This is a genomic window from Ensifer sp. Root142 (assembly GCF_001426785.1).
GTDB classification, from domain to species: Bacteria; Pseudomonadota; Alphaproteobacteria; order Rhizobiales; family Rhizobiaceae; genus Ensifer; species Ensifer canadensis.
The window spans coordinates 214,850-241,577 of sequence record NZ_LMFK01000046.1 but is presented as its reverse complement, the minus strand read 5'-3'; the positions used below and the strand labels follow the sequence as shown (position 1 = coordinate 241,577).

The window sequence follows — 26,728 nt, the reverse complement described above, 5'->3', positions numbered from 1 at the left end:
AAATGGATAGCATGAAACCGGTCCGAATTCTTTTTGTTTGTCTCGGCAATATCTGCCGGTCACCTCTGGCTGAAGGCGTGCTGCGCGAGCTCGCGGCGCAAAAGGGTCTGGCGTCACAGATTTCTGTCGATTCTGCCGGTACGGGTGGGTGGCATATCGGCGATCCACCGGACCGCCGGTCGATCGAGGCGGCGCGCCGGCACGGCATCGACATTTCCGGCCTTCGCGGGCGCAAGGTTTCAAAGGCCGACTTTGCGGCGTTCGACCTGATCCTCGGCATGGATGGGGAGAACGTCAAGACGCTTCGCCAGCTCGCGCCGGCGGGGCTTGAAGACAGGATCGATCTGTTTCTGAGCTACGCTTCGGGGCGGGACCAGGACGTTCCTGATCCCTATTATGACGGTCCCGAAGCGTTCAAACGCCTTTACCAGATGTTGGAGGCCGGATGCTCGTCGTTGCTGGAAAGGCTGGAAGAGCGGACTTCGTGAAGCGGAAACACCTCTTCGGTGAGGTAGGGGCCGCCGCCGACGGAATCGCGCGACGACAAAAGCACGAAACGTGAGACGGTGAAGGGTGAGGCCATGAAGTTGCCGCGTCCGGAGAGATATTCGACCACATCCTCGACGCGGCTGGAGCGCAGCCTTGCAAGCGTGACATGCGGCGTGAACTTGCGCGGGTCGGCCGGCAGCCGCAGCCTCTGGCAGATGCGCTCGATTTCGGCCTGCAGCGCGTACATTTCCGGGTGATTGCTGACCCCAGCCCAGACCGAGTGTGGCTTCTTCGAGCCGAAGGCGCCGGTGCCGGTCAGTTGCAGCTGGAATTCCGGTCTTTCGATCCGGTCAAGCTTGTCGATGATCTCGTCTGCGGTGCGCCAGTCGACGTCACCAATGAAGCGCAAGGTGATGTGGTAGTTCTCCACATCGATCCAGCGAGCTCCGGGAAGACCTCCGCGCAGCAATGAAAGACTCATCGCAACATTGCGCGGAATTTCGAGGGCGGTGAATAGTCTCGGCATGGCGAGCTCCCCGAATCTCTTGCAGATGTCTCAGCGAATCACGCATCGAGTCTGCAGGCAACTACTATTTGACGCTTGCGAATATTAACACTCTCTTAACTGTGGATGATTTGTTCACTCCGCCTTTGACAATGTTGCAATGAAACGTTCGACCACGGGCAGCGCCTTATCGACCATCGTGCCGACGCCGTTGCCGTTCGGGTGCATGCCGTCCTCAAGCTTGAGTGCTGCGTCGGTGACAACGCCGTCGAGGAAGAAGGGGTAGAGCTGCAGCCCGTATTTCTCTGCGAGTTCCGGATAGATCGGATTGAACCGGGCGGCATAGTCGGCACCCATGTTCGGCGGCGCCATCATGCCGGCGAGCAGCACGGCGATGCCGCGCTCCTTCAATCGTGAAATCATCGCCTCGATGTTCTTGCGGGTTTCTTCCGGCGGAATGCCGCGCAACGCGTCGTTGGCGCCAAGCTCCAGGATGACACCCTTGGTGCCGTCGGGTATCGACCAGTCGATGCGCGCAAGGCCGCCTGAGCTGGTGTCGCCAGAAACGCCGGCGTTCGCCACCGTGACATCGAGGCCCTTTTGCTTCAACGCCTTTTCAAGCCGGGCCGGGAAGGCATCCTCGGGAGGCAGCTGATAACCCGCCATCAGGCTGTCGCCGAAGCCGACGAGGCTGATCGTTTCGGCCCGTGCTGCCGCCGATAACGCAATTGTCATTGCGAGCCCCAAGAAAAACCGTTGAAATCCTTTTAATGCCATGGGTCTGTTCCTAAATCGCGGGTGCTGTTTTCTTATTCCCTTTCCGTTTCATATAGGATTGTTTCGCTTGGCCAGTACCATCATCGAGCTCAAAAATGCCGACCTCACCCTCGGCGAAGCCGCGGCCTCGGTGCATGTGCTGAAAGGCATGAGCCTGACAATCGACGCCGGCGAGTCCGTCGGCATCGTCGGGCCTTCCGGTTCGGGCAAGTCGACGCTGCTGATGGTGCTGGCTGGCCTTGAACGGCTGGACCGCGGCGAAATCATTATCGACGGCACGCCGCTGCACCGGCTGAACGAGGACAGGGTCGCCGACTTCCGCGGGCGCAACATCGGCATCGTCTTCCAATCCTTCCACCTCATCCCCAACATGACAGCCCTCGAAAACGTTGCCGTGCCGCTCGAACTCGCCAATGTTCCCGGCGCCTTCGAGATCGCGCGCAAGGAGCTTGTGGCCGTCGGCCTCGGCGAGCGCTTGAGCCACTATCCCGGCCAGCTTTCCGGCGGCGAGCAGCAGCGCGTGGCGATCGCCCGTGCACTCGCGCCGTCGCCGAAGCTGCTGATCGCCGATGAGCCGACCGGCAATCTCGATGACGAGACGGGCCGGCAGATCGCCGATCTGCTTTTCGCCGAACAGCGTGACCGGGGCATGACACTGGTGCTGGTCACCCATGACGCAGCGCTCGCGGCCCGTTGCTCGCGGCAGGTGCGGGTGCGCTCCGGCGAGATCATTTCCAGTGGCGCGTTCGAACCGGTCGTCGAAACGCAGCGCCAGGAAGCGGCATCCGCATGAGCGAGGCCCTCGCGATCCGACTGCGCCCACTGCTCGCCCTGCGGCTGGCGTTGCGCGAAATGCGCGGCGGCCTCAAGGGGTTCTATATCTTCCTCGCCTGCATCGCGCTTGGCACGGCGGCGATCGCCGGCGTCAACTCGCTGTCGCAATCGATCACCGCGACGATCGCGTCCCAGGGGCGCGAGCTGCTTGCCGGCGACATCCGCTTCGAGCTCAACAACCGGGTGGCAACGACAGAGGAGCGCGCGTTCCTCGACGGGCTCGGACCCGTCTCGGTTTCAGCGGGCCTTCGCTCCATGGCGCGTTTGCCCGATGGATCGAACCAGGCACTCGTCGAGTTGAAAGCCGTCGATGCAGCCTATCCGCTCTATGGCAAGCTGGAAAGCCAACCGGATCAGCCGCTTGGCAGTCTGCTGGCGCGGCAGGGCGACGTGTTCGGTGCGGTGGCCGCACCGCTGTTGCTTGATCGCCTCGGCATTTCCGTCGGTGATGAAATCCTGCTGGGCAATGCCCGCATCAAGATTTCAGGCAAGATCGTGCGCGAGCCGGATGCGCTCTCCGACGGATTCGGCTTCGCACCGCGCCTGATGGTTTCGGATGAAACGCTCAACGCATCGGGTCTCGTGCAGACGGGAAGTCTTGTCGAACACGGCTACAAGGTGAAGGTGAGCGATCCGACCCGGGTCGACGCGGTCCGCGGCGACGCCGAGACGCGCTTTCCGTCGGCCGGCTGGTCGATCCGCACCAGCTCCAACGCGGCCCCGTCGCTGACCGCCAATATCACCCGTTTTTCGCAGTTCCTGACGCTTGTCGGGTTGACGGCCCTGATCGTCGGCGGCGTTGGTGTCGCCAATGCCGTGCGCGCCTATCTCGACCAGAAGCGCAGCGTCATAGCCACCTTCAAGTGCCTAGGTGCGCCTGCCTCGCTGGTGGCGATGATCTATCTGTCGCAGATCCTCCTGATCGCTCTGATCGGCATCGCCATAGGGCTTGTTCTCGGTGCGCTCATTCCCTTCGTCGCCGCACAGTTTCTTGCCGATCTGCTACCGATTTCGACGGAGTTCAGGCTCTATCCCGGTGCGCTCGGCATCGCCGCCCTGTTCGGCGTGTTGACGGCGCTTGCGTTCGCCATCCTTCCGCTCGGCCGCGCACGCGGCATCCCGGCGACAGCGCTCTTTCGCCAGCAGGGCTTCGACCCCTCGGGCTTTCCCGCATGGCCCTATCTGGTCGGCGCGTTCGCCTGCCTGGGCGCGCTTGCAGGACTTGCCATCTGGACCGCCTATGACCGCTACATCTCGCTCGTGTTCCTCGGCGCGATCGCCTTCGCCTTCATCGTTCTGCGTCTCGTCTCGCTGCTGATCTCATGGCTTGCGCGCCGTAGCCCGCGCGTCAACTCGCCGTCGTTACGGCTGGCGATCGGCAACATCCATCGACCGGGCGCGCTCACGCCTTCGGTGGTGCTGTCGCTCGGCCTCGGTCTTGCGCTTCTCGTCACGCTTGCGTTGATCGACGGCAATCTTCGGCGCGAACTGACCGGCAGCATGGCCGAGCGGGCGCCCAATTTCTTCTTCGTCGATATCCAGGGAAGCGAAATCGAGGGGTTCCGCGCGCTGCTCAACGGATCGATGCCTGATGGCAAGGTCATCGAAGTGCCTATGCTGCGCGGCCGTATCGTCGCCTTCAACGGCGAGGACGTGAACAGTCGCAACGTCCCGCCGAGTGGCCAGTGGGTGCTGCGCGGCGACCGCGGCATCACCTATGCCAAGAACAAGCCGGAGAATTCGACGCTTGCAGAAGGCAGCTGGTGGGCGCCCGACCATAGCGGCGAGCCGCTGGTGTCGTTTTCGGCGGAAGAGGCGCGCGAGCTCGGATTGAAGATCGGCGACATGGTGATGGTCAACGTGCTTGGCCGCAACATCACCGCCAAGATCGCCAACTTCCGCAATGTCGAATGGGAATCGCTGTCGATCAACTTCGTGATGGTATTCTCGCCCAACACCTTTGCCGGCGCTCCGCATGCGTGGCTCGCAACGGTGATCGATCCCGGCGCGACGCAGGAGGAGGAGGCGACGGTGCTGAAAGCCGTGACCAACGCCTATCCGACGATCACCAGCGTGCGGGTAAAGGATGCTCTCGACATTGTGAACGCGCTTCTCGGGCAGCTGGCAACGGCGATCCGTGCTGCCGCCGCCGTCGCGCTCGTCGCCTCCGTCCTGGTGCTGGCCGGCGCGCTTGCTGCCGGCAATCGGGCGCGCATCCACGATGCGGTGGTGCTGAAGACGCTGGGCGCCACGCGCGCCACGCTGATCCGTGCCTTCAGCTACGAATACATCATCCTTGGCCTTGCAACCGCGGTCTTTGCGCTGTTTGCGGGCGGCGTCTCCGCCTGGTACGTCGTCAGCCGGATCATGAAGCTGCCGTCGAGTTTCCTGCCGGATGTTGCGGTTGCCACGGTCGTCATTGCGCTGGTGATGACTGTTGGCATCGGGCTTGCCGGCACCTGGCGTGTGCTGGGTCAGAAGGCGGCGCCGGTCCTGCGGGAGCTCTGAGCGGACGGAGTTAACCGTAAATCCCTGTCATACAAGGCCATAAACGCCCAGGCTGTGCCGAATCACGGGTCTGAAGGTCTTGTACGCAAGGGCTTTCGGCATCATATTTATCCACAGGCATGCTGGAGCCCCGCAGCGGCGCCTGGGCATGGGATGATGGCCGATCGGTCAGGTCATCCGCCCGACACCGTAAGTTCAACCGGGGCTTAAATGAGGAAACAATGGCTGATCTGAGAAACTACCAAACCCGAATGTCGCCCGCCGGCGCTCAGGCGGGTGCCGTGATCGACGAAGGCCTTCGCACCTACATGCTGAAGGTCTACAACTTGATGGCCCTCGGCCTGGCGATCACCGGCCTGGCAGCTTACGGAACATTCGCGCTTGCCGTCTCCAATCCGGCATTCGCCCAACTTCTCTATGCGTCGCCCCTGAGATGGGTCGTCATGCTCGCTCCGCTGGGTCTCGTGTTCTTCATGAGCTTCCGCATCAATAGCATGAGCGTTTCTGCCGCGCAGATGACGTTCTGGGTCTATGCGGCCCTGATGGGCGTTTCGCTGTCGTCGATCTTCATGGTCTTTACCGGCCAGAGCATCGTGCAGACGTTCTTCGTGACCGCCGCCTCGTTTGGTGCACTGTCGCTCTACGGCTACACCACGAAGAAGGACCTGTCCGGCATGGGCTCGTTCCTGATCATGGGTCTGTTCGGCGTCATCATCGCGTCGATCGTCAACATCTTCCTCGGCTCTTCGGCACTCGGCTTCGCAATCTCCGTGATCGGCGTGCTGATCTTCGCAGGCCTCACCGCCTACGACACGCAGAAGATCAAGGAAATGTACTACGATGCCGACGACAGCACCGTTGCTGGCCGCAAGGCGATCATGGGCGCGCTGACGCTCTACCTCGACTTCATCAACCTGTTCATGTTCATGCTGCAGTTCATGGGCAACCGGAACAACTAAGCCTGAAGAGATTGACGGAAAAGGCGGCTTCGGCCGCCTTTTTTGTTGCCCGGAAAAGGGCTTGATCCACGGGTGCGATCCATGTGACTGAATGAAAAAATCCAACCGTCAAGATCCTTCCATGTCCCTGACCCTGCGCGACGCCACCGTCTCCGATCTGCCCACCATTGCCGAGATCTATCGCGAATCCGTTCTGAACGGCGTGGCGACCTATGAGGTCGCGCCTCCGTCGCAGGCGGAAATGGCAGCGCGCTTCTCCACCATCGTCGGCCATGGTTATCCCTACATCGTCGCGATCGACGCGGCGGGCATGATCATCGGCTACGCCTATGCCTCGGCCTTCCGCACGCGGACGGCCTATCGCTTCCTGGTCGAGGATTCGATCTACCTGGCGCCTTCGGCACGGGGGAAGGGGGCAGGAAGGATGCTGCTCGCCGAGCTTGTTCGCCGCTGCACGGCGCTTGGATTTCGCCAGATGGTGGCGGTCATCGGCGGTGCCCATCCCGCATCGATCGCGGTCCATCAATCATTGGGTTTCGAACATCATGGGCTGATGAAGGCGACCGGCTTCAAGCATGGACGGTGGCTCGATACCGCGATCATGCAGCTTGCGCTGGGCGATCGAGCGACGAGCGATCCGCCCGAGGGCGTCTACCCGGATACGCTTTATCAAGCCTGAGGGCAGATGTCAGCGAAGCCAGAGCCGGCATGTGGGCCTGACTCTCCGATCGTTCCGATGTGGCGTCTCAGGTTTCGACCAGCTTGAGCGCCTTGTCGAAAACCTTCAGGACCTGTCCGAGCTCGTGCCCGCGCTTCAGAATCGTGCCGTGGACGTTGAGCACGCTAAAGGCACCTTGCTTGGCCGCCAGCTTCGGGTTTTTTTCGATGCGGAAGAGAGGCATCTCGCCCGCGCGCTTGAAAACGGAGAAGACGGCGCGGTCCTTCAGGTGGTCAATGGCGTAGTCGCGCCATTCGCCTTCGCCGACCATGCGGCCGTAGACCCACAGGATCTGGTCGAGTTCTCGGCGGTGAAAGGTGATGGGAGGAGCATTCCGGGCGTTCTTGTATTCCGAGAGATCGACGACCACTTCAGAAGTGGTCTGGCGCTGATGTCGCGCCTCGCCTCGCGGCAGATCCGGCTCATCGGTCATCGGCAATCCGGCCTTCTGTTGTGACAGAACGATAACAGTTTGCCTGACACGAGCCGAAAAGCAAGCCGGAACCGGCCGGAGCCGCTGGGTGCAGATGGCATTTCTTGCCTCTGCCCCATTTCAGTCAAATCGCCGCCCCAATTCACCGCAAAACTCGCGGGCGCTGACGGACAGAGTCGTTGCCACCGTATGTCCGGTCAGATCGTCATGCTGCGTGACCTTCAAAGAACGCAGTCATGGCCGGTTCGGTCCGGTAACTTCGAACCCTCAGCCCCAGCCCCTCGATGCTGCCGGGCCGAACCAACCATTACAGCGCCGCGCGTCAAGTATGACGCGCAAAGGACGCTGTAATGGTTCAGGCATGCCGCCTATTTTCCCTAAATCGATTCCGACTTAAAGCGTCCTGCAGCCGCTCACAGTTTGCCCTGCGGGCCGGCGAGCACGGCAGTCGCGCCGATGATCGCGCCCGGGGTTTCAGCATCTTTCATCGACTGCAACAGCACCGCGCAGCCGCTTTTGCCACGCTGCTCCGTCAGGACGGTTGCAGGCAGGGTGAAGGTCGCAGGCTTGCCATCCCACATGCCAATGGTCTGGATATCGCGCACTGCGTGCCAGTAGGCGATCTTCTTGCCGCTGTTTTCGCCTTTCTCGACATTGACGATCTTCGCCCGGTCGAAATAGACGACGACGACATTTGCCTTGCCGTCACCCGCGCCGACCTTGATCGAAATCTCCTCGCCGTTGATCTTCGCATCAACCGGAACGGCAAGCCCCTTGCCGGCGGTCTTCATGGCGTCGAGCCGGGATTTGATCGCCTGCAGATTGGCGCCGTTGACGTGGTCGCGACCGTTGAGGATCGCCTGCGGTGTGTAGACGCCATTTCGACCCAGCATGCGGGCATAGGCATATTGCCGGTCTGTGTTCTCTGTCGAGGCGAGCGTGTCTTTCCAACCGAGATAGTTCCAGTAGTCGACGTGATAGGACAGCGCCACCACGTCGCCGTCATCGACCAGCTTCTTCAAGGCGGCATCGGCTGGAGGGCAGGAGGAACAGCCCTGGCTGGTGAAGAGTTCGACGACGCCTTTGATAACCTTGCCATCCTCAGCCATAGCCGGAACCGACGCTGCAGCAAAAAGCCCGAAAGCCATTGCAACGGGGCGAAGGAAATATCTGTCTGCGAATGTCATGGCGTCACTTCATTGGCGGCCGACAGGCCTACTTCACGGGGAAGTCCATTACATACGACGCCGATGCTTCAACGGGAAGTCACGTTGGAGTGAGGATATGGGCAGGCAACCTATAGGAAACGTGAAAAGGCCGGGACACCTTGCGGTATCCCGGCCTTTCAATGTTTCAAGCAACCAGAGCGATCAGGCGGCGAGGTCGCGCAGAACCGTCTGCAGGATGCCGCCATTGTTGACGTAGGTGACTTCATCGAGCGTATCGATGCGGCAAACGAGCGGAACGTCCTTCACGCTGCCGTCGCCATAGGTGATCTTGGCGACGCGCTTTTCGCGCGGCTGAACGTTGGCGAGATTGTCGATCGTGACGATCTCGTCGCCCTTCAAGGCCAGCGATTCCCAAGTCGTTCCCTGTTCGAAGACGAACGGGATGACGCCCATGCCGACCAGGTTCGAGCGGTGGATACGCTCGAAGGACTGGGCGATCACGGCCTTGACGCCGAGCAGGTTGGTGCCCTTTGCAGCCCAGTCGCGCGACGAGCCATTGCCGTATTCGACGCCGGCGAAGATGACGAGCGGAACGCCCTCTTCCTTGTACTGCATGGCCGCATCGTAGATCGACATCTCTTCCTTCGACGGATAGTGGATGGTGTAGCCACCTTCCTTGCCGTTCGGGCCGAGCATGTGGTTGCGGATGCGGATGTTGGCAAAGGTGCCGCGCATCATCACCTCATGGTTGCCGCGACGCGTACCGTACTGGTTGAAGTCGGCGACGCCGACGCCATGGTCGATGAGGTACGAACCGGCCGGCGAAGCCGCCTTGATCGAACCGGCCGGCGAGATGTGGTCGGTGGTGATCTTGTCGCCGAACAGGCCGAGAACGCGAGCACCCTTGATATCGGAGATGCCCAAGCCGGACTTGCCCATGCCAACGAAGTAGGGCGGGTTCTGCACGTAGGTCGAACCATCGTCCCAGGCGTAGGTCTGGCCCGGAGGAACCTGAACGGCCTGCCAGTTTTCGTCGCCCTTGAACACGTCGGCGTACTTGGTCGCGTAGAGTTCGCGGGTCACGTACTTGAAGATGAACTCCTGGATTTCCTTGGAGGTCGGCCAGATGTCCTTGAGGAAGACCGGGTTGCCGTCCCGATCTTCGCCGAGCGGCTCGTTGGTCAGGTCCTTCTGAACCGTTCCGGCGAGTGCATAGGCGACGACGAGCGGCGGCGAGGCGAGGTAGTTGGCCTGAACGTCCGGCGAAATACGGCCTTCGAAGTTGCGGTTGCCGGAGAGAACGCCGGCGGCAATCAGGCCCTTGTCGTTGATCGTCTTGGAGATCGGGGCCGGCAGCGGACCGGAGTTGCCGATGCAGGTGGTGCAGCCGAAGCCGACGAGGTTGAAGCCAAGCGCGTCGAGGTCCTTCTGCAGGCCCGACTTGGCGAGGTATTCGCCGACGACCTGCGATCCCGGTGCAAGCGAGGTCTTGACCCACGGCTTGGACTTCAGGCCCTTGGCAACGGCGTTGCGGGCGAGAAGGCCGGCGGCGATCAGAACCGACGGGTTGGACGTGTTGGTGCACGACGTGATCGCAGCGATGGCAACGTCGCCATGGCCGAGATCGAAGTCGGTGCCTTCGACAGCGTAGCGGTTCGAAAGCTGGCCCGGCTTCTTGTAGTCGCCTTCGAGGGCGGTTGCGAAACCGGATGCAATGCTTTCCAGCGGGATGCGGCCTTCCGGACGCTTCGGACCGGCCATGGCCGGAACAACGTCGCCGAGGTCGAGTTCGAGCGTGTCGGTGAACACCAGCTCGGAGCCGTCACCATCGCGCCACATCCCTTGAGCCTTGGAGTAGGCTTCGACCAGCGAAATGCGCTGTTCTTCGCGGCCGGACATGGTGAGGTAGTTGATGGTTTCGCTGTCGACCGGGAAGAAGCCGCAGGTGGCGCCGTATTCCGGACCCATGTTGCCGATGGTGGCGCGGTCGGCGAGCGTCATGTTGTCGAGGCCGGGGCCGAAGAATTCGACGAACTTCGAAACAACACCCTTCTTGCGCAGCATCTGCACGACCATCAGCACGAGGTCGGTCGCCGTCACGCCTTCCTTGAGCTTGCCCGTGAGCTTGAAGCCGATGACCTCGGGCAGCAGCATGGAGACCGGCTGGCCGAGCATCGCGGCTTCAGCCTCGATGCCGCCGACGCCCCAGCCGAGAACGCCGAGGCCGTTGATCATCGTCGTGTGGCTGTCGGTGCCGACGCAGGTGTCCGGGTAGGCCGTGATTTCGCCGTCTTCTTCACGGGTCCAGACAGTCTGGCCCAGATATTCCAGATTGACCTGGTGACAGATACCGGTGCCGGGCGGCACGACGCGGAAGTTCTTGAACGCCTGCTGGCCCCACTTCAGGAAGCGGTAACGCTCGCCGTTGCGCTGGTATTCCAGCTCGACGTTGCGGGCAAAGGCGTTCGGAGTGCCGAATTCGTCGACGATAACCGAGTGGTCGATGACGAGGTCGACGGGCACCAGCGGGTTGATCTTTTCCGGATCGCCACCAAGCGACACCATGGCGTCGCGCATGGCAGCGAGGTCGACAACGGCGGGAACGCCGGTGAAGTCCTGCATCAGAACGCGGGCCGGGCGGTAGGCGATTTCGTTTTCGGCGGTGCCCTTGTCGTTCAGCCAGGCTGCGACGTTCTCGATGTCCTTCTTGGTGACGGAGCGGCCGTCTTCGTTGCGCAGCAGGTTTTCGAGCAGCACCTTCATCGAGTAGGGGAGCTTCGAAACGCCGGCAAGACCGTTCGCCTCAGCCTTGGGCAGGCTGTAATAGACGTAGTCGACACCGTTGACGGTGAGCGTGGAGCGACAATTGAAACTGTCTAGGGACTTGGACACTGGATAATACCCCGTTCCGTCTGATCGCCAAAAACTGACGTACGAACGCCCGAGCGCAATGAAGCGCGAATTGGGATGCGGGTGCGGCCATTTCCGCTGTCCGTACGTGGAAATTCATTCCATGTTCGGCGCTAGGATGAAATTCACGCCGACCGCTGGCGTGTTGGCCGCCTTATAGATAATTTCTCCAAATCGTGCCAGACCAACCAAGGTCCAATCGGGACTTTTTTTTGCCCTGCGGCAAAGAGTGTAAAGGGAAACTGAAAATTCATGCGCCTGCTGGCTGAAGGTCTGAGTGCGAGGCGAGGCGAGGATCTGATTTTTAACGATATTTCCTTTGCTCTTAGTGCCGGCGAAGCCCTTGTGGTGACGGGTCCGAACGGGTCGGGAAAATCGACTTTGCTGCGTGTTCTGGCCGGTCTTCTCATGGCTGAAAAGGGCAGTCTCAAACTTGAGAATGGCCCTCCTGAAATGCGCCATCCGTCAGAGCTCAGCCACTATCTCGGCCACCGAAATGCGATGAAACGCGAGCTGACCGTCGCGGAAAATCTTTCCTTCTGGAAAAACTTCATGGGTGATTCGCCCGGTGGCTCGGGCAGGGACCTGGTCGAAGCGGTGGAAGCCGTCGGCCTTCCTGGGATCGCGCACCTACCCTTCGGCTATCTTTCGGCCGGCCAGCAGAGGCGCATGGCGATGGCCAAGCTGCTTGTCGCCCACCGTCCGATCTGGATCCTCGACGAGCCGACGGCGGCGCTCGACGCCGGTGCCGACAGGCTTTTTGCCGGATTGGTCAACGCGCATCTGGATCAGGGCGGCATCGTCGTTGCGGCCACGCATCAGCCGCTCGGGCTCGAGCGCACTGGGGAATTGCGGATGACCGGCTTTGCCGGCGTCGGCGGAGGCATGTGGCATGACGCGTAATCTGGCGATCGCGGGCAAAGAGATGAAAGGGGCGTGCAGGTGATCGCGCTCTTCCTCCGCGACCTCAAGCTTTCCATCCGCGCCGGCGGCGGCGCGATGATCGGCGTTTTGTTCTTCATGACGGTCGTCGCCGTCATCCCCTTCGGTGTCGGCCCTGACCTTAATCTTCTCGCGCGGATCGGGCCTGCCATCCTGTGGATCGGGGCGCTGCTCGCGTCGCTGCTCGGTCTCGACCGGCTGTTCCAGGCGGAGCGCGAAGACGGGTCGCTCGATCTGATGCTGATGCAGGAAACGCCGCTGCTCGCCACCGTGTTCGTCAAATGCGCGGCCCACTGGGCCGCCACCGGCCTGCCGCTGGTGATCGCTGCACCGCTGCTCGGCCTGTTCATGAACATGGACGAGCTTGCAATCGGCGCCACCATGCTGACGCTGCTTGTCGGAACGCCGGCGATCACCTTCATCGGTGCCGTCGGTGCGGCCGTTGCCGTGTCGCTGCCGCGCGGTGGTCTGCTGGTGTCGATCCTGGTGCTGCCGCTTGCCATTCCGGTGCTGATCTTCGGCGTCAGCGCCGTCTATGCGGCGATCGAGGACCCGGCCCCGTTTCTGCCGCCCTTGATGATATTGATGGCAATCACCCTGTTTTTTGCCGTCATCGGGCCGGTTGCCGCCGCCGCGGCGCTTCGCCATGCGTCCGACTGACGCGGATGGTGCGGGAAACCGATAAACTGTTTGCGGTTTTCCGTCTGTCTCCCGCTCTAACCTGTTAAAATCGATGACGTTTATGATCGTTGGGTTGATGCGACAGAAGAACCATCGTGATCTCGTGATTGACGGGGATCAATTGCAGCAAAGGGCCTTAGGCGTTAAAGAGCCATCATGAGCGAAAACAGCCTTGCTATCCGCAAATTCAGCGATCTCGCCAACCCGACGCGGTTTCTGGCGCTGGCCGATCGCGTCCTGCCGTGGTTTGCGGCGCTGACGGCGCTTTTCTTCGTCCTCGGCCTCTGGCTGTCGTTCACGACGGAAGGCGACTATCAGCAAGGCGAGACGGTGCGCATCATGTATGTGCATGTGCCGGCCGCCTGGCTGTCGATGATGTGTTACTCGGTGATGGCGCTCGCTGCCATTGGCACGCTCGTCTGGCGGCATCCGCTGGCCGACGTGTCGTCGCGGGCCGCAGCGCCGATCGGCGCCTGTTTCACCTTCCTGGCGCTCGTCACCGGCTCGCTGTGGGGCAAACCGATGTGGGGCGCCTGGTGGGTTTGGGATGCACGACTGACGTCGGTCTTCGTGCTGTTTCTGATGTATCTCGGGCTGATGGCGCTCAACCGCGCCATCGACGACCCGGCGCGTTCGTCGCGCGTCTCGGCCGTGCTGGTGCTGGTCGGCTTCGTCAACATTCCGATCATCAAGTTTTCGGTCGAATGGTGGAACACGCTGCATCAGCCGGCGAGCGTACTCAGGCTTGATGGCCCGACGATCGACCCGGAGTTTCTCCGCCCGCTCGTCGTCATGGCCATCGCCTTCACGCTTCTGTTCTTCACGCTGCACATCGCCGCCATGCGCAACGAGATCTGGCGCCGGCGTGTGACGTCGCTTCGCCGTCTGGCGGCCCGAAGTGCCGGCCGGGAGGTCTGATCCAAATGATGAGCCACGCTGCCTATGTTTTTGCCAGCTACGGGATCGCGACGCTGACCGTCGTCGGCCTCTGTCTCTGGGTGATCGCCGACGGGCGCGCGCGCCAGCGTGAGCTGCGCGAACTCGAAGCGGCTGGGGTACGCCGGCGTTCGGCGGAAGCAGCAACCGGAGAGCCGCGATGACAAGCACCCCCGCACCCGGTAGCGAGGAGCGCAAGCCCGGAGCCCTGCGTGTCGGCCTTGCGCTGCTGCCGCTGGCGATCTTCGCGGCGCTTGCCGCCATCTTCTGGAGCCAGCTCAATTCCGGCAAGGATGTCAGCGAAATCCCCTCGGCGCTGATCGGCACCAAGGCGCCGATGCTCGACATGTCGCCGCTCGAAGGCGCGACCCGGGACGGCCAGCCGATGCCGGCGCTGACCGACGCTGCCATCAAGGGCAAGCTGACGCTGGTCAATGTCTGGGCTTCCTGGTGTGTGCCGTGCCGGCAGGAGCATCCGTTCATTCTCGAACTGTCGAAGGACGAGCGTCTGACGGTCGTCGGCATCAACTACAAGGACCAGAACGAAAACGCCCTCCGGTTCCTGGGCGAACTCGGCAATCCCTTTGCAGCCGTCGGTGTTGATCCGCGCGGCAAGGCGGCGATCGACTGGGGCGTCTACGGTATTCCCGAATCCTATCTCGTCGGCGCCGACGGCACGATCCTTTACAAGCGCGTCGGTCCGTTCGACGAGAAGAGCGTGAAGGAAGGGCTGATGCCGGCGATCGAGAAGGCTGCCGCTGGTTCTTGAGCGGTTCAGGCCAAGTCCGCAATTGACCTCGTAACGTTTCGTGCAACGGCTACGATTCGCGCCTCATCCTGTGCTCGTCACAGGGATCCAGCCACGGTGCGTCCGCACCGTGAATGACCATGGGCTGCTTAATTTTCCAAGAAAGTTCGCCTTGCAGTCAGGGCGGAGTCTCGCGCGCCGCCGACGCGGCGCTGCTGGATCCCTGTGACAAGCACAGGGATGAAGGAGGTTGATTGTTCGCCTCCAGCCAACTTTCCGGGGGCGGGGATGAGCGAACCGCCGCCTTAAATCGCCGCCTGCCACTCGCGAATTGCATCCAGCGGCCAGACCAGCATCAGCACATTGAGGGTGAGGTTGTCGCGGATCAGCCAGCCGGTGAAGAGTTCGAAGCCGATGGCGATCAAAACGGTCAGCCAGACGGGCATGCGGGCGGCAAACAGGAAGCCGGCGACCATGGCCAGCGTGTCCATCGTCGAATTGAGGATGCTGTCGCCGAAATAGTCGAGCGAGATCGTCGCCGAGCGGTAGCGGTCGATCACCATTGGGGTGTTTTCGGCGATCTCCCAGGCGGATTCGATGACCATCGCCAGGAACAGCTTGGCGGTCAGTGGCTTGCCGCGCAGAAGCAGGTGGCCGAGGCCATAGAACAGGAAGCCGTGGATGATGTGCGACGGCGTGTACCAGTCAGCAATGTGCTGGGAATTGCCGCTCGATTTGACGACGGGTTCGAAGATTTTGACGTAGCCGCAGTCGCAGATCCAGATGCGACCCATCAGATGCTGGGTGATGACCTGGATCGCGAGAACGCCGACACAGGCCACGAACCAGAGCAGCGCCCGCCGGTTCTGACTGTCATTGCCGTCGATGGCTGTGCTCACTTGGCGCTATCCTGATCCAGCGAATGCTTCATGATCAACGGCATTTGCGCCAGTGTAAACAGGATGGTGATGGGCATCGTGCCCCAGACCTTGAACGCCACCCAGAAATCGGTGGAGAACGAACGCCAGATGACCTCGTTGAGTACGGCCAGCACCAGGAAGAAAATGCCCCACCGCACCGTCAGCTTGCGCCAGCCGTCTTCATCGAGCTTGAAGGCGGAGTGGAAGACGTAGCCGAGCAACGACTTGCCGAAGAGAAGCCCGCCGAGCAGGATCGTGCCGAACAGCGTGTTGACGATCGTCGGTTTCATCTTGATGAAGGTATCGTTCTGCAGCCAGAGGGTCAGCGCGCCGAAGACGAAGACGACGATGCCGGAGATCAGTGGCATCATAGGCAGCGTGCGCGTCAGCATCCAGGAGACCACGAGCGCAATCGCGGTGGCGGCCATGAACAGGCCGGTCGCGATGAAGATCGGGCCGCCGAGTTCGGAGAGCGTCGGGAAATGTCCGGCCAGCCACTCGCCGCGGGAATTGGCGAAGAAGAAGACCATCAGGGGTCCGAGCTCCAGCACCAGCTTCAACAGCGGGCTGACTTCCTTCTGCGGCTTGGTAGCCTCGATCGTCGACATTTCGGGATCCTGTTTTTGCATGTGCCTGCCGCTCATAACACCAGCTTTGCGGCAAAACCATATCAAGGCAGCCGGCTTGCGCAAACGCCACCGGACATTTCCGTAAATCGGAACCGATTTACGGGCAAATCATGCTGCCGATCAAAGATTGCCTCTTATGGCGCATTGCCTCGAACAAGACGTGGCGGACATCCGCCGTCACGCGGCGACGCCCGCGATCGCCTCGGCGAAATCCTTGGCCTCGAATGGTTCGAGATCGTCGATGCCTTCGCCGACGCCGATGAAATAGACCGGCAGCTTGTGCTTGGCGGAGATGGCGACGAGAATGCCGCCGCGGGCCGTGCCGTCGAGCTTGGTCATGATCAGCCCGCTGACGCCGGCGACGTTGCGGAAGATCTCCACCTGCTGCAGCGCGTTCTGGCCGGTGGTGGCGTCAAGCGTCTGCAGCACCGTGTGCGGTGCGTCCGGGTCGAGCTTGCCGAGCACGCGCACGATCTTTTCCAGTTCGGCCATCAGCTCGGCCTTGTTCTGCAGCCGACCCGCGGTGTCGATGATCAGCACGTCGGCCTTCTTTTCGCGCGCCTGCTGGAAGGCCTCATAAGCAAGGCCGGCGGCATCGGCGCCGAGCTTCGATGAAACGATGTCGGACTTGGTGCGATCGGCCCAGATCTTCAGCTGCTCGATGGCGGCGGCGCGGAAGGTGTCGCCGGCGGCGAGCATCACCTTGAGGCCGGCGCCCGACAACTTGGCCGCGAGCTTGCCGATCGTCGTGGTCTTGCCCGTGCCGTTGACGCCGACGACCAGGATGACATGCGGCTTGTGGCTGAGGTCGAGTTCCAGCGGCTTGGCGACGGGCGAAAGCACCTTGGTGATTTCGCCGGCCATGATCCGCGACACGTCCTCGCCGGACACGTCCTTGCCGTAGCGCTCGGAGGCGAGCGTATCGGTGATGCGCATGGCAGTCTCGACGCCGAGATCGGCCTGGATCAGCAGATCCTCCAGGTCCTGCAGCGTCGCCTCGTCGAGCTTGCGCTTGGTAAAGAGGCTGGCGATCTGGCCGGTCAGTTGCGACGAGGTGCGGGCAAGCCCGCGGCGCAGGCGCTGATACCAGGTAAGCTTGGGCTGTGGCGCGGCAACGGGCTCTTCCTGCGCGCGCTCGGCAGCGCTGGCAAAACCCTTCGGCAGGCTGGCGGCAATAACAGCTTCGGGGGCAGGTGCTTCGGGCAGCGGCGTTCCGAGGACCGGCTCCTCGGGGACCGCTGCCTCTGAAACTGGCGCCTCGAAAACACTGTCGTCTTGTTCGACGACATCCTCGACAGGTGCCGCATCTGCAGCCAGTTCATCGCTCGCATCGTCGCCGATCGGCTGATCTTCGACGGCTGCGATTTCCTCCTGCTCGGCCAGATCCTCTGGCTCGACAGGCGGCTCTTCCGGTGCTGTTTCCTGAAGCGCGGCGTAGGCCTCAAGCGCCTCTTGCGTTGTGGGCGACAGTTCTCCCTGTTCTGCCGCTGCATCCACGGGCACGACCGCGTCTTCGCTGACAGAGGTATTCTCGTCGTTGCGCGCCTCGTCCGATGCCGGTCCGCCCGCGGTCTCGATCTCGGCCGGCAGGATCGGGTCCTCGACGGCAAGCGGCAGGGCTTCGATATCAGACAGCGGCTCAAGCAGTTCTTCAGAGGCTTCTTCGGCCGCGGACTGCTCGGCAACGGGCTCGTCGATTTCTACGTCGACCGGGGCGATCGCCTCGGGGATAACGGGCTCCGGCGCCGGCGGCACTTCGGCCGGTACCGCTGCTGCGACGTCCGCTTCCGGCGCGGCATCCTGCGGCTTGGTTTCCTCGACAGTGCCCTTGCCGAAGGAGAAGATCTTCTTGATGAAACCGATTGCCATTCAGGGATTCCGCATGAGTCAGGCCGCAGCCATCTGTTTTACCTGCATCGTCAGATGCTTGCCATTGTGGCCGGTGATCGTGACCGGCACAAGCGCACGGGGTTTGAGGCCGGCGGCGTCGACGAGCGTGAAGTTTTCGGTGTGAGCGAGGCCGTTGTTTTCGACCAGCAGCGTCTGCGCGCTGCCGACCATGCCTTCGAGATGGCGGGCATAAAGGGCCGCGCCCGTCGCGCGAAGGCGGGCGGCGCGATCCTTGACCAGCGCCCGGTCAAGCTGCGGCATACGCGCTGCCGGCGTGCCGGGACGGGGGCTATAGGGAAAGACGTGCAGATGGGCGATGCCGCAATCCTTGGCAAGCCGCACGGCATTTTCAAACATCTCTTCGGTTTCCGTCGGGAAGCCGGCGATCATGTCGGCGCCGAGACTGATATCGGGGCGCAAGCGCCGGACCTTGTCCGTGAAGGCGAGGGCGTCGGCGCTCGAATGGCGACGTTTCATGCGCTTCAGGATCATGTCGTCGCCATGCTGCAGCGACAGATGCAGATGCGGCATGAAGCGCGCTTCGTCGGCAATCAAATCGAACAGATGGCCGTCGGCCTCGATGCCGTCGATCGAGGAAAGGCGCAGGCGGCGGATATCCGGCACCTGTTTGAGAAGCGTCTTTGCCAACAGTCCCAGCGTCGGGGTTCCCGGCAGATCGGCGCCGTAGCTCGTCGCATCGACGCCGGTGAGCACGATCTCGCTGTAGCCGCCCTCGACGAGCCTGCGTGCCTGGTCGACCACCGCACCCATCGGTACCGAGCGGGAATTGCCGCGTCCATAAGGGATGATGCAGAAGGTACAGCGGTGATCGCAGCCGTTCTGCACCTGGATGAAGGCGCGTACGTGACCGTCGATATGCTTGACCATCTGTGGTGCTGTGGCCCGCACGCTCATGATGTCGTTGACGCGCAGCTTTTCTTCCGCCGAGACGCCGAAATCGGGCAGCGATCGGTAGGAGGCGCTTTTCAGCTTCTCCTCGTTGCCGAGCACGGCGTCGACCTCGGCCATACCGGCGAAGGTTTCCTTCTCCGTCTGGGCGGCGCAGCCGGTGACAATGATGCGGGCATGCGGGTTGTCGCGGCGGGCGCGGCGGATCGCCTGGCGCGCCTGGCGCACGGCCTCGCCGGTCACCGCACAGGTGTTGACGAGGATGGCGTTGTTCAACCCCGCCTTTTCGGCTTCCGCCCGCATCACTTCGGATTCGTAGGTATTGAGACGGCAGCCGAAGGTTATGACCTCGACGCCGCTCAAAGCGCCCGGGCCTCGGCGGTTCCCGGTTGGGTTTCATCGCGCTGCCAGGCGCCGGTCGCAGGGTCGACGGTTCCCGACCATTCCCATTCGGCCGGGCCGGTCATGACGACATGGTCGTCCGCTTCACGCCACTCGATCGACAGTGGGCCACCGGGCACGTTGACGATCACCCTGCGGTCGGTGCGGTCGGTCCGGGCGGCGCTGACGGCCGCAGCACAGGCAGCAGAACCGCAGGCAAGCGTCAGGCCGGCCCCGCGTTCCCAGGTTCTGAGGTCCAGTTCATTTCGCGAAAGCACGCGCGCAATCGAGATGTTGGCCCGCTCCGGGAACATCGGGTGGTTTTCGAGCAGCGGCCCGAAGCGTTCGAGGTCATAGGACCAGACGTCGTTGTCGACCCAGAAGATCGCGTGCGGATTGCCCATCGAGGCAACCGACGGCGAATGCAGCACGGGATTGTCGATCGGGCCGATCTGCAGCTCGATCCGGCGCGTGTCGTGAAACTCTTCCGACAGCGGGATTTCGTCCCAGCCGAAGCGCGGGCTTCCCATGTCGACGGAGATCGTGCCGTCGTCGTGCTCCTTGGCTTCGAGCAGGCCAGCAACCGTATGGAAGAGAAAGGCCTTCTTACCGGTTTCGGCGGCAAGCGCCTGGACGACGCAGCGCGTGCCGTTACCGCAGGCCTGGGCCATCGAGCCGTCGGAATTGACGATATCGATCCACGCGTCGGTGCCGGCGGCCTTCGGATCGTGGATCGCCATGATCTGGTCGAAGGCGGTGGCCGGATCGGCGTTGAGCGATATGGCAGCCTGCGGCGTCACGCGGTCGCGGCGGCCGCGCATGTCGACGACCAGGATCTTGTTTCCAAGCCCGTTCATTCTGGCAAATTGCACGTTGTCGACCATGTCGCGATTGTCCAAACCAGCCTCGCCAAGCGGAGGCACCCTTCATTTGGGCTGTATATGGCGGAAAAGCCCGGAAATTACCAGTGCCGGCTTCCCAGTGCCGGCTTCATTGGCGCGTCGACGACGAAGGCGGCACATCGAAGATTTCGCCCGGGCGCATGGCCCTGAAGCGCGTGCGGGCAATCTCGGCCTCGTCAAGCGCCTGTTCGAGCGCCTTGACCGGTGCATCGACGCCTTCATCGGTCAAGCGGAAGGTTCCCCAGTGGTGCCCAGCCACGTGGTCGGCGGCGCAGTCGATCATGCCCTGCACCGCCTCTTCCGGGTTCTGGTGATGATCCTGCATGAACCAGCGCGGCTCGTAGGCGCCGAAGGGCAGGTTGGCGAGGCGGAAGCCGCCATGTTTTTCGCGGGCGGCGCGATAGTTGATGCCGCCGTGAAAGCCGGTGTCGCCGACGTGGTAAATCTTGCCAACAGGGGTTTCGATGACGAAGGCCGCCCAGAGCGCCATGCGGCGATCGCCGGAGCCGCGCGCCGACCAGTGATGGCAGGGCTCGGCATGGATCACCAGTTCGTCTTCAAGGTCCAGCCGGTCGCCCCAGTCGAGAACGGATATGGTCGCGTCCGGCACGGCGCGGCGGATGATTGTGTCGTTGCCGAGCGGCGTGACGATCAGCGGACTGTGCTCTTCGTTGAGGGCTGCCAGCGTATCGAGATCGAGATGGTCGTAGTGGTTGTGGGTGACGAGCACGAGGTCGATCGGCGGCAGATCGTCCATCTCGATGCCTGGCGCATTGCGCCGTGCTGGGCCGACGAAGGAAAACGGGCTCACCCTGTGTGCCCAGACCGGGTCGGTCAGTATGTTGAAGCCATGCACCTGGATCAAAAGGCTCGCGTGGCCGATCATCGTCACCCGCAGGCGGTCGGCCTCGATGCTCAGCTCCGGCTTTGCCTGCTGAAACGGGCTTGGATAATGCGTCGGCCACCTCACCTTGCCTCGACCGAGCTGCCAGCGCAGAAGGTCGCCCATGCCCCGCGGCTGCCGGCCATTGGGGTTGAAGAACCGCGTTCCGTCGAAGTGGTCGGAGGCGGGCCCCCGATAATAAGGATTGACCTTCGGCATCGTCGCTTTCCGGCGATTGTTTGGTGGCGGTGTCTGAAAAAGATAGGCGCTTGCGATGCGTCGTGACAGGGTGAGGGGACAAGGTTTAAGAAATTCTTGAAAATAGCAACTTGATTGCTATCGTGCCTCATGCTGGTTCGCTTCGACAAACAGGAACGTCTGTACAAGGCCATCAAACTGGTCCGGCCGATCCATCTCAATGTGCATCGTTCGATCGAGCACATGCTGGAAGGTTCGGGCATATCCGTCGCCGAAAGGGCGGTGCTCGAGCTTCTCTGCGTGGAGCCATTGACAGTGCCGGAGGCGGCGCGGCGGTTGTCGATGAAACGGCAGTTCGTGCTGCGCGTCGTCGTCGGACTGCTGGAAAAGGGACTTCTGGAAAAGCAACCCAACCCGGAACATCGACGCGCCTATTTCTGTGCGCCGAGCGTTGTCGGTCGCGACCTGTTCGAGGCCATCCACCGGCGCGAACTCGAATTGCTGCACGCGGTTCTGGGCGATATCAACCAGACCGAAGTGGTTGCGGCACTCAGGGTCATGACCCGCGTCGCGACGGCGTTCGATGAGCTGGCACGTGAACTTGGCGCAGCGGATGACAAGGAAGGCTCTTGACCGCCGGGATTGGTGCTGTGAGCGTCGCGGCGCAGTCCGTGCCTGAAATCCCTGCTGCCGGATTTGCCGGCCGTTCTTGACTTTTCGGCCGCTTTCCTGTTTATCGCGGCAAATTCCTTCGCAAGTTGATGACTTCGAAGCCACCGACCAGGCCCCGTAAAGGTATAAAGAGAGCCCGGAGGTCAACATCCGACAGCGCGTTGCGCCCTCGGGTGGTTTTTGGCTTTGCGCCTTGTTTTTCAGGCGAAGGAACCCACGTTTCCGGCTAGTCTCCATGCCACCGGAAACCAGAAGGAAGTGAGAATGTTCGAGAGCCTCCAGGACCGCCTTGGTTCCATATTGAATGGACTGACCGGCCGCGGCGCATTGTCGGAAGCAGATGTTTCCGCGGCGCTTCGCGAGGTTCGCCGTGCGTTGCTCGAAGCCGATGTCGCCCTCGACGTCGTGCGCTCCTTTACTGAAAAGGTTCGCGAGAAGGCCGTTGGCGCCGAGATCCTGAAATCGATCAAGCCCGGGCAGATGGTCGTCAAGCTCGTCCATGACGAGCTGGTCGAGATGCTGGGCTCCGAGGGCGTCACTATCGACCTCAATGCGCCGGCACCGGTCGTCATCATGATGGTCGGTCTGCAGGGCTCGGGCAAGACGACGACCACCGGCAAGATCGCCAGCCGGATGAAGACGCGGGACAAAAAGAAGGTCCTGATGGCTTCGCTCGACACCCGTCGTCCGGCCGCCCAGGAGCAGCTTCGCCAGCTCGGCGTTCAGGCCGGCGTCGATACGCTGCCAATCATCGCCGGCCAGTCGCCGACCGATATCGCCGCGCGCGCCGTGCAGGCCGCCAAGCTCGGCGGCCACGACATCGTCATCCTCGACACCGCCGGCCGTACGCATATCGACGAGCCGCTGATGATCGAGATGGCGGAAATCAAGCGGAAGTCCAATCCGCATGAGATCCTGCTGGTCGCCGATGCGCTGACCGGTCAGGATGCCGTCAACCTCGCCCGCAACTTCGACGAACGCGTCGGCATCACCGGCCTCGTGCTCACCCGTATGGACGGCGACGGCCGCGGCGGTGCAGCACTTTCGATGCGCGCCGTTACCGGCAAGCCGATCAAGCTCATCGGCGTCGGCGAAAAGATGGGCGAACTCGAAGAGTTCCATCCGCGCCGCGTTGCCGACCGTATCCTCGGCATGGGCGACATCATCTCGCTGGTCGAAAAGGCTGCCGAGAACATCGACGCCGAAAAGGCGGCCGCAATGGCCGCCAAGATGGCCAAGGGCAAGTTCGACCTGAACGACCTCGCCGACCAATTGCGTCAGATGCAGAAGATGGGCGGCATGGGCGGTATCATGGGCCTGATGCCCGGCATGGCCGGCATGAAGGACAAGATGGCCTCGGCCGGTCTCGACGACAAGCTGTTCGGACGCCAGATCGCCATCATCTCCTCGATGACCAGGGCCGAGCGCGCCAACCCGGACATGCTGAAGCATTCCCGCAAGAAGCGCATCGCCGCCGGTTCCGGCACCGATGCTGCCGACATCAACAAGCTTCTGAAGATGCACCGCCAGATGGCGGACATGATGAAGATGATGGGCGGCAAGGGCAAAGGCGGCATGATGAAGCAGATGATGGGCGGCCTTGCCAGCAAGATGGGCCTCGGCGGCCTTGGTGGCGGCGGCATGCCCGATCTGTCGAGCCTCGACCCCAAGCAGCTCGAAGCGTTGCAGAAGCAGGCGGAAGCAGCCGGCCTCAAGCCCGGCGGCATGCCGGGCCTTGGCGGCGGCGGCCTGCCCGGTCTCGGCGGCGCCAAGCTTCCGGGCCTTGGCGGTTTCCCCGGCCTTCCGGGCCTACCCAAGAAGAAGTGAGGATCGGTGAGAGATGATTGATCCCGAAATCAAAAAGGAATTGGCGGGTTACCGGCAGTCGATCGACAACATCGATGCCGCGCTCGTCCACATGCTGGCCGAACGGTTCCGCTGCACCCAGGCGGTCGGCGTTCTCAAGGCCAAGCACAATCTGCCGCCGGCCGATGCGGCGCGCGAAGAATACCAGATCGAACGTCTTCGCCACCTGGCGAAGGATGCCAATCTGGATCCGGATTTCGCCGAGAAGTTCCTGAACTTCATCATCAAGGAAGTCATCCGGCATCATGAAGCCATCGCCGCCGATCGCACGCATTCCGCGGGCACCGTCGGCACCACCCATTCCGCTTGAACGAAGCGGTCAAGAAAGCCTGCAAGGAGTTACTCAAATGGCACTGAAAATTCGTCTCGCCCGTGGCGGTTCCAAGAAGCGTCCTTACTACCAGATCGTCGTTGCCGACGCCCGCAGCCCGCGTGACGGCCGCTTCCTCGAGAAGATCGGTTCCTGGAACCCGATGCTCGGCAAGGACGACGAAAAGCGCGTCGAGCTGAACGCCGAGCGCATCAGCCACTGGATCGCCCAGGGCGCCCAGCCGACCGACCGCGTCATGCGCTTCCTCGACCAGGCCGGTATCGCTCAGCGTCCGGCTCGCAGCAACCCGAACAAGGGTCTGCCGGGCAAGAAGGCTCAGGAGCGCGCTGCTGAAGCCAAGCAGAAGGCCGAAGACGCCGCTGCTGCCGCTGCCGAAGGTGCCGCGGAATAATATCCGGCAAACGGATGAAGGAGACGGGCGGCATTTCCATGCCGCCCGTTTTCCGTTATGTGCACCCTGAAATCCCCAAACGGATACGGATGATGAGCAAACTCGAAAACCCGGTTCTGATGGCGACTGTCGGCGCGGCGCAAGGTTTGCGCGGCGAGGTCAGGGTCAAGTCTTTCACCGACGACCCGACGGCACTCGGCGATTATGGCCATCTCCATAGCGCCGATGGGCGCGTGTTCGAGGTGCTGGAAATCCGCGAGGCCAAGAACGTGGTCGTCGTCCGCTTTCGCGGCGTCAACGACCGCACGGCCGCCGAGGCGCTGAATGGCCTCGAACTGTTCGTCGATCGCGACAATCTGCCCGACGACGATCTCGACGAAGACGAATTCTTCTATGCCGACCTCGAGGGCCTCGAGGCCATCGACGGCAGCGGCAAGAGCTACGGCACCGTGACGGGCGTGTTCGATTTCGGCGCGGGCGACCTGCTGGAGCTCAAGGGGCCGGGCAAGCGCCCCGTGCTCATTCCCTTTACTGAATGGTCCGTTCTGGAGATCGATTTGGAAGGCGGCAAGCTGCTGGTCGATCCGCTGGCCGCCGGCCTCATCGACGACAAGGACGAGCCCGGCAGCCCGTTTTCGGCCAAGCGCAAGTGAGCGCCAAGGCAATGTCCTTCCGCGCAACGGTTCTCACGCTCTATCCCGAAATGTTTCCCGGCCATCTCGGCGCCTCGCTCTCCGGCCGGGCGCTGGAGCGCGGCCAATGGTCGATCGATGCCGTGCAGATCCGTGACTTTGCGGAGGACAAGCACCGGACCGTCGACGATACGCCGGCCGGCGGCGGCGCCGGCATGGTGCTGAGGCCCGACGTCCTCGCCCGTGCGATCGACGCGGTGTCGCAGGACGATCATCGCCCGCGGCTGCTGATGAGCCCGCGCGGTAGGCCCTTGACGCAGAAGCGCGTGCGCGAACTTGCCGACGGTCCCGGCGTGGTCATCGTCTGCGGGCGGTTCGAAGGTGTCGACCAGCGCGTCATCGACGGGCGCGCGCTCGAGGAAGTGTCGATCGGCGACTATATCCTCTCGGGCGGCGAGCCGGCAGCGCTGACGCTGCTCGATGCCGTCGTGCGCATCCTGCCCGGGGTGATGGGCAACGAGCTGTCGGGCGTTCACGAAAGCTTCGAAGGCGGGTTGCTGGAGCATCCGCACTATACCCGTCCGCAGGTCTTCGAGGGCAGGGAGATCCCGGCCGTGCTGACCTCGGGCAATCACGGCGCCATCGCCAAGTGGCGCGAGGCGGAAGCCCGTCGGCTGACCGAGGCGCGTCGGCCGGACCTGCTTCCTCAACCCGTGAAGAAGTAATAGGCGGCGAGCAGCAAGCCGACCGCGACGACCAAGGCGCGGATCACCGCCTGCGGCACGCGCCGTGCCGCCCAGACGCCGAGATAACCGCCGAGGGCGGCACCGGGAACCATGATCGCCGCATGCAGCCACGACACGACCCCGCCGGCGGCGAAGACCACGATGGCGATGGTGGCGATGACGATCGAGATGAAGTTCTTCAGCGCATTCAGGCGGTGATAGCCGCCACCGGTGGCAAGTCCCAACACCGCCAGCATCATGATGCCCATGCCGGCGCCGAAGAAGCCGCCATAGATCGAGGTTGCGAACTGGCTGACGACACCGGCCGGGCTGATCGCATGCTCGTCGATGCGGGCCTTGGGCTTCAGGAGCGGCCCGGCGGCGAAGATCGCCGTCGCGGCGATCAGCAGCCAGGGGACGAGCGCACGAAACGAGGCGTTCGACAGGGAGATCAGCAACACCGCGCCGGCAAGTCCGCCGACCGCCGAAATGACGCCAAGCAGGATCGCCTGGCGGCGGTCCGCGCGGATCTCCTTGGCATAGGCAAGGGTCGAGGTGATATAGCCGGGAAGCTGGATGATCGACGACGTGGCATTGGCGACAATCGGCGGCAACCCGCCAAGGGTCATGGCGCCGAAGGTGAGGAAGGTTCCGCCACCGGCAATCGCATTGACCACGCCCGACAGGAAACCGGCGACGAAAAGCAGAAGTACTTCGAAGAAATGCATGGTCTCCCCCATCGCCCCCAGCTCGGCATAGCCCGCGGGCTTTGCAGCCGCAAGCCCGCGAT

The 26,728-nt window shown here is 62.6% G+C and carries 28 protein-coding genes; 16 read left to right on the top strand and 12 right to left on the bottom strand.

Going from position 1 to position 26,728, the window contains the following annotated elements; genetic code table 11:
• Positions 1–11: 11 nt before the first annotated feature.
• On the top strand, positions 12–488 hold the full coding sequence (locus ASD52_RS31630) for a low molecular weight protein-tyrosine-phosphatase (protein WP_025425197.1): 477 nt from the start codon (positions 12–14) through the stop codon (positions 486–488).
• Here ASD52_RS31630 and thpR read toward each other — a convergent pair.
• Entirely contained in the window at positions 425–1,015 is a 591-nt protein-coding gene (gene thpR, locus ASD52_RS31625; RefSeq protein ID WP_025425196.1) for an RNA 2',3'-cyclic phosphodiesterase, read from the bottom strand. The two genes, ASD52_RS31630 and thpR, sit on opposite strands and share 64 nt — an antisense overlap.
• Positions 1,016–1,129: 114 nt before the next feature.
• Positions 1,130–1,771, bottom strand: coding sequence for an arylesterase (locus ASD52_RS31620; protein ID WP_025425195.1), 642 nt, complete (start codon positions 1,769–1,771; stop codon positions 1,130–1,132).
• Between the two features lie 67 nt (positions 1,772–1,838).
• On the opposite strand from ASD52_RS31620, the gene ASD52_RS31615 reads away from it, so the two are divergent.
• The 4 genes from ASD52_RS31615 (at position 1,839) to ASD52_RS31600 (ending at position 6,751) form a co-directional block, all read left to right on the top strand.
• Complete coding sequence (locus ASD52_RS31615) at positions 1,839–2,564, top strand: ABC transporter ATP-binding protein (RefSeq protein WP_025425194.1); 726 nt, start codon at positions 1,839–1,841, stop codon at positions 2,562–2,564.
• Entirely contained in the window at positions 2,561–5,113 is a 2,553-nt protein-coding gene (locus ASD52_RS31610; protein ID WP_057226458.1) for an ABC transporter permease, read from the top strand. Before ASD52_RS31615 ends, ASD52_RS31610 begins: the two co-directional genes overlap by 4 nt.
• A gap of 221 nt (positions 5,114–5,334) precedes the next feature.
• Positions 5,335–6,072 carry a Bax inhibitor-1/YccA family protein gene (locus ASD52_RS31605; RefSeq protein ID WP_025425192.1) on the top strand — a complete coding sequence of 246 codons (738 nt, stop codon included), beginning with the start codon at positions 5,335–5,337 and terminating at the stop codon, positions 6,070–6,072.
• A 121-nt stretch (positions 6,073–6,193) separates the two neighbouring features.
• A complete protein-coding gene (locus ASD52_RS31600; protein WP_025425191.1) occupies positions 6,194–6,751 on the top strand; it encodes a GNAT family N-acetyltransferase in 558 nt (185 codons plus the stop codon).
• Positions 6,752–6,818: 67 nt separating this feature from the next.
• Here the strand turns inward: ASD52_RS31600 and ASD52_RS31595 are convergent, their stop codons facing one another.
• The 3 genes from ASD52_RS31595 to acnA all read right to left on the bottom strand — a co-directional run bounded on the left by ASD52_RS31595 (position 6,819) and on the right by acnA (position 11,284).
• A complete protein-coding gene (locus tag ASD52_RS31595) occupies positions 6,819–7,223 on the bottom strand; it encodes a DUF2794 domain-containing protein (protein WP_038576579.1) in 405 nt (134 codons plus the stop codon).
• Between the two features lie 413 nt (positions 7,224–7,636).
• On the bottom strand, positions 7,637–8,410 hold the full coding sequence (locus tag ASD52_RS31590) for a thioredoxin family protein (protein ID WP_025425189.1): 774 nt from the start codon (positions 8,408–8,410) through the stop codon (positions 7,637–7,639).
• A gap of 183 nt (positions 8,411–8,593) precedes the next feature.
• Positions 8,594–11,284 (bottom strand): aconitate hydratase AcnA, encoded by a 2,691-nt coding sequence (acnA, locus tag ASD52_RS31585; RefSeq protein ID WP_025425188.1) that lies wholly within the window; start codon positions 11,282–11,284, stop codon positions 8,594–8,596.
• Positions 11,285–11,554: 270 nt separating this feature from the next.
• Here acnA and ccmA point away from each other — a divergent pair, with 270 nt between their 5' ends.
• From ccmA to ASD52_RS31565, 5 genes are all read left to right on the top strand, one after another.
• A complete protein-coding gene (gene ccmA, locus ASD52_RS31580) occupies positions 11,555–12,205 on the top strand; it encodes a heme ABC exporter ATP-binding protein CcmA (RefSeq protein WP_025425187.1) in 651 nt (216 codons plus the stop codon).
• Between the two features lie 39 nt (positions 12,206–12,244).
• Complete coding sequence (gene ccmB / locus ASD52_RS31575) at positions 12,245–12,904, top strand: heme exporter protein CcmB (RefSeq protein ID WP_025425186.1); 660 nt, start codon at positions 12,245–12,247, stop codon at positions 12,902–12,904.
• A 177-nt stretch (positions 12,905–13,081) separates the two neighbouring features.
• Positions 13,082–13,843 (top strand): heme ABC transporter permease, encoded by a 762-nt coding sequence (locus ASD52_RS31570; RefSeq protein WP_025425185.1) that lies wholly within the window; start codon positions 13,082–13,084, stop codon positions 13,841–13,843.
• Between the two features lie 5 nt (positions 13,844–13,848).
• Positions 13,849–14,025 carry a heme exporter protein CcmD gene (ccmD, locus tag ASD52_RS36650; RefSeq protein WP_171520373.1) on the top strand — a complete coding sequence of 59 codons (177 nt, stop codon included), beginning with the start codon at positions 13,849–13,851 and terminating at the stop codon, positions 14,023–14,025.
• The gene (locus ASD52_RS31565) at positions 14,022–14,630 is read left to right on the top strand and encodes a DsbE family thiol:disulfide interchange protein (protein WP_057210868.1); all 609 of its coding nucleotides are present in this window, start codon (positions 14,022–14,024) and stop codon (positions 14,628–14,630) included. Before ccmD ends, ASD52_RS31565 begins: the two co-directional genes overlap by 4 nt.
• 284 nt (positions 14,631–14,914) lie before the next feature.
• Here the strand turns inward: ASD52_RS31565 and ASD52_RS31560 are convergent, their stop codons facing one another.
• From ASD52_RS31560 to ASD52_RS31535, 6 genes are all read right to left on the bottom strand, one after another.
• The gene (locus ASD52_RS31560) at positions 14,915–15,508 is read right to left on the bottom strand and encodes a DUF2585 domain-containing protein (protein ID WP_025425183.1); all 594 of its coding nucleotides are present in this window, start codon (positions 15,506–15,508) and stop codon (positions 14,915–14,917) included.
• Positions 15,505–16,137, bottom strand: a complete 633-nt coding sequence (locus tag ASD52_RS31555; RefSeq protein ID WP_025425182.1) for a septation protein A — start codon at positions 16,135–16,137, stop codon at positions 15,505–15,507. The genes ASD52_RS31560 and ASD52_RS31555 overlap by 4 nt, the downstream gene beginning before the upstream one ends.
• Positions 16,138–16,335: 198 nt before the next feature.
• Positions 16,336–18,027, bottom strand: coding sequence for a signal recognition particle-docking protein FtsY (gene ftsY, locus ASD52_RS31550; RefSeq protein WP_025425181.1), 1,692 nt, complete (start codon positions 18,025–18,027; stop codon positions 16,336–16,338).
• 18 nt (positions 18,028–18,045) lie between these two features.
• Entirely contained in the window at positions 18,046–19,320 is a 1,275-nt protein-coding gene (gene mtaB / locus ASD52_RS31545) for a tRNA (N(6)-L-threonylcarbamoyladenosine(37)-C(2))-methylthiotransferase MtaB (RefSeq protein WP_025425180.1), read from the bottom strand.
• Complete coding sequence (gene dapF, locus ASD52_RS31540; RefSeq protein ID WP_171520372.1) at positions 19,317–20,222, bottom strand: diaminopimelate epimerase; 906 nt, start codon at positions 20,220–20,222, stop codon at positions 19,317–19,319. Before dapF ends, mtaB begins: the two co-directional genes overlap by 4 nt.
• A 106-nt stretch (positions 20,223–20,328) precedes the next feature.
• Positions 20,329–21,342: an MBL fold metallo-hydrolase gene (locus ASD52_RS31535; RefSeq protein WP_057210863.1), complete on the bottom strand. Its 1,014-nt coding sequence runs from the start codon at positions 21,340–21,342 to the stop codon at positions 20,329–20,331.
• Between the two features lie 129 nt (positions 21,343–21,471).
• Between ASD52_RS31535 and ASD52_RS31530 the strand changes: the two genes are divergently transcribed.
• The 6 genes from ASD52_RS31530 (at position 21,472) to trmD (ending at position 25,938) form a co-directional block, all read left to right on the top strand.
• The gene (locus tag ASD52_RS31530; protein ID WP_025425177.1) at positions 21,472–21,954 is read left to right on the top strand and encodes a MarR family transcriptional regulator; all 483 of its coding nucleotides are present in this window, start codon (positions 21,472–21,474) and stop codon (positions 21,952–21,954) included.
• A gap of 303 nt (positions 21,955–22,257) precedes the next feature.
• Positions 22,258–23,820 carry a signal recognition particle protein gene (gene ffh, locus ASD52_RS31525; RefSeq protein ID WP_025425176.1) on the top strand — a complete coding sequence of 521 codons (1,563 nt, stop codon included), beginning with the start codon at positions 22,258–22,260 and terminating at the stop codon, positions 23,818–23,820.
• 13 nt (positions 23,821–23,833) lie between these two features.
• A complete protein-coding gene (locus ASD52_RS31520; protein WP_025425175.1) occupies positions 23,834–24,169 on the top strand; it encodes a chorismate mutase in 336 nt (111 codons plus the stop codon).
• Positions 24,170–24,206: 37 nt separating this feature from the next.
• Positions 24,207–24,581: a 30S ribosomal protein S16 gene (gene rpsP, locus ASD52_RS31515; RefSeq protein WP_025425174.1), complete on the top strand. Its 375-nt coding sequence runs from the start codon at positions 24,207–24,209 to the stop codon at positions 24,579–24,581.
• A 92-nt stretch (positions 24,582–24,673) separates the two neighbouring features.
• On the top strand, positions 24,674–25,234 hold the full coding sequence (gene rimM, locus ASD52_RS31510) for a ribosome maturation factor RimM (protein ID WP_025425173.1): 561 nt from the start codon (positions 24,674–24,676) through the stop codon (positions 25,232–25,234).
• 11 nt (positions 25,235–25,245) lie between these two features.
• Positions 25,246–25,938 (top strand): tRNA (guanosine(37)-N1)-methyltransferase TrmD, encoded by a 693-nt coding sequence (gene trmD, locus ASD52_RS31505; RefSeq protein WP_025425172.1) that lies wholly within the window; start codon positions 25,246–25,248, stop codon positions 25,936–25,938.
• Here trmD and ASD52_RS31500 read toward each other — a convergent pair.
• Entirely contained in the window at positions 25,920–26,666 is a 747-nt protein-coding gene (locus tag ASD52_RS31500) for a sulfite exporter TauE/SafE family protein (protein ID WP_025425171.1), read from the bottom strand. The two genes, trmD and ASD52_RS31500, sit on opposite strands and share 19 nt — an antisense overlap.
• Positions 26,667–26,728 lie beyond the last annotated feature (62 nt).